Consider the following 10,197-nt stretch of genomic DNA (forward strand, 5'->3'; position numbering starts at 1 on the left):
GCCGGGACCACGGGGGCCGCCGGCACGTCGCTCGGCACCAGGACCGGCGACTGCTGCTGCTGAATCTGATCGACGATCGACGAGCTGCCGTGACCATTGGCGAGCACGCTGAGGCCGAGCGAGGTCAGCATGAAAAGGCCGGCCAGAATCGCCGTCGCCCGCGTCAGGAAGTTGGCCGCGCCGCGGGCCGACATGAAGCCGCCGCCGCTGCCGCCGATGCCGAGAGCGCCGCCCTCGGACTTCTGGACGAGGACGACGCCGATCAGGGCGACGGCCAAAATGAGGTGCAGGACGAGAAGATAGTCCATGTCGCTTCCGATTGGATGAAGGTGGGGCGACAAGGCGCCCTTCGATGACCGCGTCTCTTACACGTTTGCGACGGTCATTGCCAGTTCCGCGGCGCCGCGCTCCCCTGCACGGCGCTCATGGCCCCCGCCGGGATCAGACGGCCGCGTCGATGATCGGCAGGAAATCAATGGCCTTCAGGCTGGCACCGCCCACCAGCGCGCCGTCGACATCCGCGAGTTTCAGGATGACATCGGCATTGGACGGCTTCACCGAGCCGCCGTAGAGAAGACGGATGCCGCCCGCGACCGCGCTGCCGAAACGGGCCGCCAGGGCTTTCCGCATGAAGCCGTGGACCTCGACGATTTCCTCGTTGGTCGGGGTGCGGCCGGTGCCGATGGCCCAGACCGGCTCATAGGCGACGACCGTGTTGACCGCCGTCGCCGCCTCGGGGATCGAGCCGGCCAGCTGGCGGCCGATGACGTCGAGGGTGCGGCCGTCGTCCCGCTCCGCCTCGGTCTCGCCGACGCAGATGATGGCGATCAGCCCGGCGCGCCAGGCGGCCTGCGCCTTGGCGTTCACCGTCGCATCGCTTTCGGCGTGGTCGGTCCGGCGCTCGCTATGGCCGACGATGACGCAGGCCGCGCCCACGTCCTTCAGGCTCTCGGCGGCGATGTCGCCGGTATGGGCGCCGCTGGCCTTGCCGTGGCAATCCTGTCCGCCGATCAGCAGGACCGAGCCCGCGACCTGGGCGACCGCGGGCGCCACCAGGGTCGCCGGCGGGCAGATCGCGACATCGACCCGCCCCACGACCGCGCCCGCCTTGCCGGCGATCGCCTCCAGTTCGGACAGGGAGGCGATCAGCCCGTTCATCTTCCAGTTGCCGGCAACGAAGGGACGACGGGCCATGGCGATATTCCTGCGCGAAAGTTTCGGGACCGCGTCCCTCTAGCAAAGTGTGGCGGATTCCGAAAGCCCTCAGAGCCTGCGGCACCAATGCCACAGGCCGGCGATACCCCTGAACACTTCGACCGACGCCAGCAGGAAGGCCAGCAAGGCCGTCGCGCCGAGCACCACGGGATCATGCAGGGCCCGGTCCGACCAGCTCGGGCGGATGATGGAAGGCGCGACACCAGGCCGCGCGATTTCCAGCGCGCTGTCGCCAAGCCCGGAATAGGCGATGACCTCGAAGCCATTGCCCTTCTCGTCGCCATGGGTCGGTGTCATGAAGCCGGTCGTGACGCGGTCGAGCCGCCCCGGGCCGGACAATCGAACGACATCGCCGGTGAAGAATGTTCCTTCGGTGACGGCGACGGGCGAGCGGCGGAAAGCGGGCGCCTCGCGCGCCTCGAAACGTCCGGCGATCAGATGATCGCCGACGGAACTCTCGACCGCGCCGCCCAAGGTGATGAGGCCGCTGAACGGGATTTCGCCGATGACATCCCAGCTGTCGGCCGGAATGACCAGACGCGAATGAACCGGCACCTCCACCCCCTCGATCCGCAACCGGGTCGCCTCCCCGCCGTCCACCCGGGGCAGGATGTCGATTTCCATGCCGGGGCCACCGGCAAGATGGGTGATGCCGATGGCGACGCCGTCCGGCCATTCGACGATGGCCGAGGTCAGGCGCTTCTCGTCATAAAGACGCGAATCGCAAAAAGCCTGGTCGGAACCCGGCTCGGCCGCACCGGATTGCCGCGGCCGGCGCAGGCACAGGATCGCCTCGTCCAGCGGCCAGGGCCGCGCCAGGGCGCCGAGGAATTCGATGGTCATGCCATGGGTCTGCACCTGAAGGGCGAAGGACCGCCGGTCGTTGCCCAGCATGACGATGACGAGGATCGCGGCGGCAAGCAGTCCCAGAGCGACGGACAGATAGCGCCAGGCCGGGCGAAGGGCGACCAGCATGGCGATCAAACGCCGCCCCGCTGCGCTCAAGGCAGGCCCTTCTCGATCGACAGGAGGGTGACCGGATCGAAAGTGCCCCGGCGAATACTGTTCACCTCGAAGGTCAGGCGGCCCTCGCCGCTGAGAAGCGGAGCCGGAATGAGGCACAGCGTGTCGAAACTGGTCGAGGCATCGGCGGTCTTCACCGTGCAGGACAATTCACGGCCGCTGCCCTTCTCGATCAGATAGACCTCGCTCGCGCGCATGGAATTGAGCAGGAGGACGCCGTCCGCCGGCCCCGATTGACGATCGCTGTTCCAGCTGCCCAGCGCATAGACCGCATCACCCGCCGAACAATCGCCGAGGGAGACGCGAACCGCCATTTCATCGGCCTTCAGCGCCTCCAGCCGATCGGCGAAAGCGGTCGCGAAATCGAGGGGAGAGACCCCGCCACCCCAGTCCGGCGGAACGGCGAAGCTCTGCTGGGCGGTATAGGTGCCATCGGCGGACAGCAGGCGCAGGCACAGCGACTTGCCACGCCAGGTGGCGGGCACCGCCGCCCACAGGGCCGGACGCTCGGGCGGGGCCGCGCCGATGGACTGGAAACCGGCCACCAGCACGCGCGAAATCTCCGCCTTGGCGATCAGGGTTTCCGCCAGCGGTCCCTCGGCGCGAATGGCATCATCCGCGAGGGCCGGTGCCCCGGACAAGGCAAGACCGAAGAGGATCGATGTCCACGACGCGAAAGACGTCATCTCAGCCCTTGTGCGCCCTTACGCGCTGCTATCAACTTGTGTTTCCGCTTCGCAACTGTCGCACACATGTCCGCCCTTCGAAACAGCGTTAGGCTTCTGCTTGCCCTCTTCGCCCTGGCCTTTCCGCTGGCCAGCCCGGCATGGGCTGAATCCGTCGCGGTGAACCAGGGGGAAGGCCAGGGGCTGATCTTCAGCCATCGTGGCCATTGCTATCTGATCCTGCCGCAGCATGTGCATGGCCGCAGCCGCGCGGTGACCATCGCCACCGCCTCGCCCGCCCTGACCGGGGACGCGCGGATTTTCCGCTCCTTCGCGCCGGGGATGGATCTGTCGATCGGTCTCGTCTCGGCCGGGCTGGGCAACCGCTGCGCCGAGCGCTGGCAGGATCTTCCGGCCCGGACCGACGCCTTGCTCGATCAGTCGGACGAGGCGGTGCTGACCTTCATCGCCGCTTCGGGTCTGGCCGAGAACCGCGCCATGCGGATCGTCTCGCGCGATCTCGACCTGCTGACCGCGAGTGTCACCGGCGCGCGGGACCAGATCTTCAAGGGCACCAGCGGCGCTGTCCTTCGCATGAAGGGCGTCATCATCGGCATGGCGGTGACCTCGGCCGACACCAGCGAGGCCAGCTTCATCCGCATCGACGCGATCCGCGAAAAGCTCGACCGCCTGCTGGATTCGGAAGCCGCGACGCCAGCGCCGACACCCGAAATCGCGGCCGACAACGGCACCTGCGGCCCCGCCTTGTCATCCAGGGTCGCCGGCATCACCTGCAGCCGCGAGCCTGTGTCCGCCGACTATGCCTGCAGCAACCTGCTCCATGGCCGGCCCGTGCGGTTCTCGCCCGGGCCGGTCGAACTCATCGTCGAACTGGCCGGGGGGGCGCCGGTGCCGGTCGGTGCCCTGCGCCTCGCCAGCCGCCCGGCGGAGGGAGAGGCCATCGCCCCGAAGACGATCCGGGCCAGTTTCGATTTCGCGCCGACGCTGCGCGACCGCTGGCTACCCTTCGGCCAGGTGGATGTCACCCCCTTCGGCGACGGCGCCGTCGTCAATGGCAGCCGGCCCCGGGCGCGGCGCCTGAAACTGTCGATCACCTCGACCTGGGACGACGCCTTGCCGACCCAGATCGATTGCCTGTCGATCGAGTGAGGGGCTCGCGCCCCGCCCTCATTCCATCAGCGGGATTTCAACGGCGACCGGCACATTGTCGCCGTTGGCATATCGGAACGTCCCGACGAGCTTGCCTTCGCCGTTCAGCTCGAACGAGCCGACCCCGTAGGACCAGGGACCGAAGGCGATCGTCCGCCCGACGATGGTGAAGACGCAGTCGCTTGCCGCGACCGTGGGTGACCAACATTTCTTCTTGGGATCATAGGGATTGGTCTTGAAGACATAGAGCGCCCGCTGGCTGCCCTCGTCCCAGCTGCCTTCGCCGCCCAGCCATCTCTTGACACCATTCTTCTCGTCGTCGCTCTTTGAAAGATCGAAGATCATCTTGAAAGGGCCGCCCGCGTCGAAGATCGCGCCGAGGGCCGCCGCCTGCATTTCGGTGTCGGCGCTGGTCAGGCCGATTTCCTTGGCCCGGGCGACGAAGCTCGGATTGTCCGACTTGAGCAGCAGGGTCATGGCGGCGATGCGCTTGTTGCGATTGGGGTCCGCCAGCAGGGCGTCGACCTTGTCCAATTCGGCCTGCCCGGCATTCACCGCCGAAATGATGTCGTCCAGCTTGGTTTCGGCGCGCGCGCCGCCGCCAAGAACAAAGGATGCCGCCAACAACCCCAGAACCGCTAAACGCATTCGCCCCTCCCGCTCGCAACCGGGTCCCACCACCCGCGCTCCATCCTAATCCGGCGGGTGTCCTGGCGTCAGCGGCGGAATGGCCGGATCAGCGATTCCCGTGATACCAGCGATACCAGGACACGAAGGCCGCCACCCCTTCCGCCACCGGCGTCGCTGGCTTGTAGCCGGTCAGCGCGAGCAGGAGGTCGGCGGCGGCGAATGTGTCGGTCACATCGCCCTTCTGCATCGGCAGCATGTTGCGGATCGCCGGCTTGCCGACCGCCGTCTCGATCGCCTCGACGAAATCCATCAGGGGCACGGGCTGGCCGCCGCCGATGTTGACGACGCGGAACGGCGCGACGGGGCTGAGGGAATCATCGTCGCTGACCACCCTGCCGTCGGCCGGTGGGACGCAGGGCACGAGACGCACCATGGCCTCGACCAGATCGCCGACATAGGTGAAGTCGCGCGACATGCGGCCTTCGCCGTAAATATCGATCGGCCGGTCGTTCAGGATGCCGTCGACGAATTTGAACAGCGCCATGTCCGGCCGGCCCCAGGGGCCATAGACGGTGAAGAAGCGCAGGGCCGTCGTGGGGATCCGCCACAGATGGGCATAGGAATGCGCCATCAGCTCCGTCGCCTTCTTTGTGGCGGCATAGAGCGTCAGCGGATGATCGGTCAGATGGGTTTCGCGGAACGGCATCTCGCGGTTGCCGCCATAGGCCGAACTGGTCGAAGCCATGATGAAGTGGCGGGGCTTCATCTCGCGCGCCGCCTCCATCACGTTGAAGGTGCCGACCAGGTTGCTGTCGACATAGGCCCGCGGGTTCTCGAGGCTGTAGCGCACCCCCGCCTGGGCGGCGAGATGGAAGATGACGTCGGGCGCCGCCTGCCGGGCATAGTCGAGGAGTCGCGCCCCGTCCTCCAGCATCATTCGCTCGAAATGGTAACGGGGCGATTCGAAAAGCACCGCGTTCCGGCCATCCTTCAGGCGCGGATCGTAATAGGGCGTCATGCCGTCGAGGCCGAATACCTCGTGCCCGTCGTCGAGCAGGCGCTTGGCCAGATGGAAGCCGATAAAGCCGGCCGTACCGGTAATCAGAAAGCGCATGGCCGAATCCCCGCCCGAAGTTCCGACAGGCAGCCGCCAAAACTTGCGACCGTCAAGCCCCGCCCCTATCATGCGCCGCCCGCAGGTCAGGCGGGCCGCCTGAAGGAACACGGTTTATCATGCTCCAGTCCCTACGAAAGGGCGCGTCGACCTGGGTCGTCCGCGTCTTCCTCGGCATTCTCATGGTCAGCTTCGGCATCGGTATCTGGCAGGGCAATGGCCTGTTCAGCTCCGGGCGAGACTCGACCGTGGCCGAAGTGGGGGGCACGGAGATCCCCGCCCAGGACTTCCAGATCGCCTTCGACCGGGAAGTGCGCCAGCTGCAGAGCCAGTTCGGCGGCAGTTTCACCCGGGAACAGGCCATGGCCTTCAATGTCCAGGGGGCCGTCCTGTCCCAACTGATCTCGGACGCGACTGTCTCGGAAGCCGCGCGGCAATTCGACCTGCGCGCCCCCAAAAGCCTGATCGCCAGGGAAATTGCGGCCATTCCCGCCTTCCAGGATTTCTCGGGGCGGTTCGACCCGGCGCGATTCGGCCAGGTGCTGCGCCAGGCCGGCATGACCGAAGCCATGCTGACCGACCAGATCGGCCGCGAAATGCTGCGGGCCCAGCTCTTTGGTCCCGCCATCGGCGGCGCCCGCACCCCGGACAGCGTCGCCGGGACGCTTTACCGCTATCGCAACGAGCGCCGCTCGATCGATTATTTCGCCGTTACCCCCAAGGCCGCGGGCGAGATCCCGGTGCCGGACGCGGCGACGATCGAAGCCTATTACCAAGCCAATCCCGCCCGCTTCACCGCGCCGGAATATCGCGCCGTCACCCTGCTGTCGATCGATCCGGCCGAAGTCGCCAGGACGATGCAGCCGACGGAACAGGCCATCGCCGAAGCCTATGAGGAGCGCCTGGCCGAGTTCGGCACGGAAGAAACCCGCGAAGTCGCCCAGATCGTGCTGCCGACCCGGGAGGCCGCCGAGGCCGCCCTCACGCGGCTGAACAAGGGCGATGCCTTCGCGGCCGTGGCCAGGGAAGCGGCCGGCACCGAGGAGGCGGACACCAGGCTGGGCGCCGTGAAGAAGGGCGACCTGCCCACCCCGCTCGGCGATGCCGTCTTCGCCGCCGCCGATGGCAGCTTTGGCGGCCCGGTGGAAACGCCGCTGGGCTGGCATGTGTTCAGGATCGAGAAAGTGAATGCCGCCGCGGTCACCCCGCTGGCCGAGGTGCACGACAAGCTGCGCGATGCCCTCGCCCTCGAGGAGGCGACCGGCCAGGTCACCGGCATCGGCACGTCGCTGCAGGATGCCCTCGCGGGCGGCGCCACCCTCGAGGAGGCGGGTCAGAGCCTGAACCTGCCGGTGATCAAGATCGCCGCCATCGATGCCAAGGGCATGGACGCGACCGGCAAGCCCGTGGCCCTGCCGCCGGCCGATGGTCTCGTGCCCGGCCTGTTCCTCGCCGAAACCGGCCGTGACGGCGAGATGATCGACACGACGACCGGCGGCTATGTCGTCTCCCGCATCGACGCGGTGACGCCGGCCGCGCTCAAGTCGCTCGACACCGTCAAGGCCGAGGTGATCACCTCCTGGCAGGCCGAGGAGCGCGAGAGGCGCCAGAAAGCCCTGGCCGAGGCCCTGGTCGCGGCCATCGACGCCGGCAAGCCGATCGAGGAAGCGGCGACCAGCGTCGGCACCACCACCGGCACCGCCGGCCCCGGCCTTCGCGGCAATGATCCGATCTTCAACGCCCTGCCGCCCGATCTGGTGAAGAGCCTGTTCGGCAAGCCAGAGGGCAAGGCGGCGAGCGCACCGGCGATCAACGGCGAGGATATCCTCGTCGGTTCCGTCCGCGCGATCGAGACCGCCGACCCCGCGGCCGATGCCGATGGCGTGAAGGCCGTCGCCGACAAGCTGAAGCCCGATTTCGCCGGTGATCTCGCCGCCGTCTTCGAATCCGACCTGCGGCGGCGCTATGGCGTCTCCGTCCATGAAAACGTCTTCAACAGCCTGCTCGGCCAGCCCCAGACCACGCCATGACGATCCAGCCCGATTTCGACACGTTCCGCGACACCTACGAGCAGGGCAAGCCGCAGGTCGTCTGGACGACGCTGGTCGCCGATCTGGAAACGCCGGTCTCGGCCATGCTGAAGCTGACGGACGGGGAGCCTTACCGTTTCCTGTTCGAATCGGTCGAGGGCGGCGCCACCCGCGCCCGCTATTCGATCATCGGCCTGAAGCCCGACATCATCTGGCGCGCGCGGGGCAATCAGGCGGAAATCAACCGCATCGCCCGCGCCGACCGCCACAAGTTCCGCCCCTGTCCGGGCGACACGCTGTCTTCGCTGCGCGCCCTGATCGCCGAATCGCGCATCGACCTGCCGCACGAGCTGCCGCCCATGGCCTCCGGTCTCTACGGCTATTTCGGCTACGAGATGGTGCGCCTGGTCGAGACCAAGGTGCCCTCGGACAATCCGGACAATCTCGGCATTCCCGACGCGCTGTTCATCCGGCCGTCGATCATGGCGATCTTCGATTCGGTGAAGGATGTCGTCACCGTCGTCTCGCCGGTCTGGATCGAATCCGGGGTCGATGCCCGCGCCGCCTATAACCGGGCGGCCGAGCGGATCGCCGACACGGTCGCCGATTTCGAGCGCGACCTGCCGGTGACCCGCAGCGACGCCGCGATCCGGCACAAGATCACCCAGCCGCAGTCGAACATGAGCCGGGGCGACTATCACGCCATGGTCGCCAGGGCGAAGGAATACATCGCCGCCGGCGACATCTTCCAGGTGGTGCCGAGCCAGCGTTTCCGCCTGCCCTTCACCCTGCCGCCGATCGCGCTCTATCGCTCGCTGCGGCGGCTGAATCCGTCGCCCTTCATGTTCTATCTCGATCTCGACGGTTTCTCGATCGTCGGCTCCAGCCCGGAAATCCTCGTCCGCCTGCGCGACGAGAAGGTGACCGTGCGGCCGATCGCCGGCACCCGCCCGCGCGGCATCACCGAGGATGCGGATATCGCCCTCGAGAAGGATCTGCTGAACGATCCCAAGGAACTGGCCGAGCATCTGATGCTGCTCGACCTCGGCCGTAACGATGTCGGCCGTGTCGCCAGGATCGGCACGGTGAAGGTCACCCAGCGCAATGTGATCGAGCGTTACAGCCACGTGATGCACATCGTCTCGAATGTCGAGGGCGAGATCGAGCCGAAACACGATGCCGTCGATGCCCTGCTGGCCGGTTTCCCGGCGGGCACGGTCTCGGGCGCGCCCAAGGTCCGGGCGATGGAGATCATCGACGAGCTGGAGCCCGAGAAGCGCAATCTCTATGCTGGCGGCGTCGGCTATTTCTCGGCCAACGGCTCGATGGATACCTGCATTGCCCTCCGCACGGCGGTCGTGAAGGACGGCACGCTGGTGGTTCAGGCCGGCGGCGGCGTCGTCCTCGACAGCGATCCGGAAGCCGAATACCAGGAAAGCTGCAACAAGGCGCGCGCCGTCATCCGCGCGGCCGAGGAGGCAATTCGCTTCGCTTCCCGGGACCGGCAGTAGTCCCGGCGGCGGCCCCGGACGCCGCCGCTGTCGGCACGTCGAAGCCGGAACGGCGAGCGATCACCGTCGAGACCGGCACGAAGACGATCCCGCGGGCCTGGGCCTGCGGGATGAAGCGGGCGAGAGCCTCGATCGTCGCTTCATGCGGATGACCGATGGCGATCGCCGTGCCCTTGTCCCGCGCCCGCCGCTCGGCCAGCACCAGCTGGGCCTCGATCGCATTGGCGCCGATCTCGTTATCCAGGAAGACATCGCGGGATGCCGTGGGCAGGCCCGCCTCCTTCGCCTTGGCCTCGCCGACGCTGGCGGCGGCGGTGCGCGAATCGAGGAACAGCAGCCCCCTCGCCTTCAGCTCGGCGGCGACCACCGCCATGCCGGCGGCATCGGCCGAGAAGCGGCTGCCCATGTGGTTGTTGATGCCGACGAAGCCCTCGTGCCGGTCGAGGTGCCAGCGCAGGCGCGCCCGGATCTCGGCCGGCGACAGGCCGACCGTCAGCGCCTTCGGCCCCGGGTCGGCATCACCCTCCGGTTGCATCGGGACATGGACCAGCAGTTCATGGCCCCCGGCCCGCGCCCGGCGGGCGAACTCGGCCATGTTGTCGGCATAGCCCATGATCGAGAAGGTGACACCGGCATCGAGCGCCAGCAGCGCGTCCAGCTCGCGCCTGGTCACGCCGACATCGTCGATGACGACGGCGATGACCGGCTTCTTGCCCAGTTGGGCGGGCGGCGCCATGGCGAAGCGCTGCCAGGCCGGCCGGCTGTCGTAGGGCTGTTCCCGGGCATCGACGGGCGGCGGCGGCGGGACCGACGCCATGTCCGCCGGCCTGTCCACCGGC

The 10,197-nt window shown here is 67.7% G+C and carries 10 protein-coding genes; 3 read left to right on the forward strand and 7 right to left on the reverse strand.

The annotated features are described in order from the left end of the window. The 4 genes from secG to WAZ62_RS14410 all read right to left on the reverse strand — a co-directional run. Nucleotides 1-308 (reverse strand): preprotein translocase subunit SecG (gene secG / locus WAZ62_RS14395; RefSeq protein WP_422644230.1); only part of this gene is annotated, 308 nt, incomplete at its 3' end. 133 nt (nucleotides 309-441) lie between these two features. After that, the gene (gene tpiA, locus WAZ62_RS14400; protein WP_422644231.1) at nucleotides 442-1,194 is read right to left on the reverse strand and encodes a triose-phosphate isomerase; all 753 of its coding nucleotides are present in this window, start codon (nucleotides 1,192-1,194) and stop codon (nucleotides 442-444) included. Nucleotides 1,195-1,263: 69 nt separating this feature from the next. Then, nucleotides 1,264-2,220 (reverse strand): hypothetical protein, encoded by a 957-nt coding sequence (locus WAZ62_RS14405; RefSeq protein WP_422644232.1) that lies wholly within the window; start codon nucleotides 2,218-2,220, stop codon nucleotides 1,264-1,266. After that, complete coding sequence (locus WAZ62_RS14410) at nucleotides 2,217-2,924, reverse strand: hypothetical protein (RefSeq protein WP_422644233.1); 708 nt, start codon at nucleotides 2,922-2,924, stop codon at nucleotides 2,217-2,219. The genes WAZ62_RS14405 and WAZ62_RS14410 overlap by 4 nt, the downstream gene beginning before the upstream one ends. A gap of 66 nt (nucleotides 2,925-2,990) precedes the next feature. Here WAZ62_RS14410 and WAZ62_RS14415 point away from each other — a divergent pair, with 66 nt between their 5' ends. Then, a complete protein-coding gene (locus WAZ62_RS14415) occupies nucleotides 2,991-4,073 on the forward strand; it encodes a hypothetical protein (RefSeq protein WP_422644234.1) in 1,083 nt (360 codons plus the stop codon). A gap of 18 nt (nucleotides 4,074-4,091) precedes the next feature. Here WAZ62_RS14415 and WAZ62_RS14420 read toward each other — a convergent pair whose 3' ends face one another. Together WAZ62_RS14420 and WAZ62_RS14425 are read right to left on the reverse strand one after the other, a co-directional pair. Continuing rightward, complete coding sequence (locus tag WAZ62_RS14420) at nucleotides 4,092-4,721, reverse strand: hypothetical protein (protein ID WP_422644235.1); 630 nt, start codon at nucleotides 4,719-4,721, stop codon at nucleotides 4,092-4,094. A gap of 88 nt (nucleotides 4,722-4,809) precedes the next feature. Next, nucleotides 4,810-5,817 carry an NAD-dependent epimerase/dehydratase family protein gene (locus tag WAZ62_RS14425; protein ID WP_422644236.1) on the reverse strand — a complete coding sequence of 336 codons (1,008 nt, stop codon included), beginning with the start codon at nucleotides 5,815-5,817 and terminating at the stop codon, nucleotides 4,810-4,812. A gap of 119 nt (nucleotides 5,818-5,936) precedes the next feature. Here WAZ62_RS14425 and WAZ62_RS14430 point away from each other — a divergent pair, with 119 nt between their 5' ends. Both WAZ62_RS14430 and trpE read left to right on the forward strand, forming a co-directional pair. Further along, nucleotides 5,937-7,847, forward strand: coding sequence for a SurA N-terminal domain-containing protein (locus tag WAZ62_RS14430; RefSeq protein WP_422644237.1), 1,911 nt, complete (start codon nucleotides 5,937-5,939; stop codon nucleotides 7,845-7,847). After that, entirely contained in the window at nucleotides 7,844-9,358 is a 1,515-nt protein-coding gene (gene trpE / locus WAZ62_RS14435; protein ID WP_422644238.1) for an anthranilate synthase component I, read from the forward strand. The genes WAZ62_RS14430 and trpE overlap by 4 nt, the downstream gene beginning before the upstream one ends. On the opposite strand, the gene WAZ62_RS14440 is transcribed toward trpE, so the two are convergent. After that, nucleotides 9,306-10,197: divergent polysaccharide deacetylase family protein (locus WAZ62_RS14440; protein ID WP_422644239.1), on the reverse strand; the 892-nt coding region annotated here is incomplete at its 5' end. The genes trpE and WAZ62_RS14440 overlap by 53 nt on opposite strands.

The sequence above is a fragment of the Zavarzinia sp. genome (assembly GCF_049306435.1).
GTDB lineage: Bacteria > Pseudomonadota > Alphaproteobacteria > Zavarziniales > Zavarziniaceae > Zavarzinia.

Coding starts and splice junctions, on each gene's coding strand:
- trpE (WP_422644238.1), top strand. CDS start 7,844: ATGACGATCCAGCCCGATTTCGACACGTTCCGCGACACCTACGAGCAG.
- tpiA (WP_422644231.1), bottom strand. CDS start 1,194: ATGGCCCGTCGTCCCTTCGTTGCCGGCAACTGGAAGATGAACGGGCTG.
- WAZ62_RS14415 (WP_422644234.1), top strand. CDS start 2,991: ATGTCCGCCCTTCGAAACAGCGTTAGGCTTCTGCTTGCCCTCTTCGCC.
- WAZ62_RS14410 (WP_422644233.1), bottom strand. CDS start 2,924: ATGACGTCTTTCGCGTCGTGGACATCGATCCTCTTCGGTCTTGCCTTG.
- WAZ62_RS14420 (WP_422644235.1), bottom strand. CDS start 4,721: ATGCGTTTAGCGGTTCTGGGGTTGTTGGCGGCATCCTTTGTTCTTGGC.
- WAZ62_RS14430 (WP_422644237.1), top strand. CDS start 5,937: ATGCTCCAGTCCCTACGAAAGGGCGCGTCGACCTGGGTCGTCCGCGTC.
- WAZ62_RS14425 (WP_422644236.1), bottom strand. CDS start 5,817: ATGCGCTTTCTGATTACCGGTACGGCCGGCTTTATCGGCTTCCATCTG.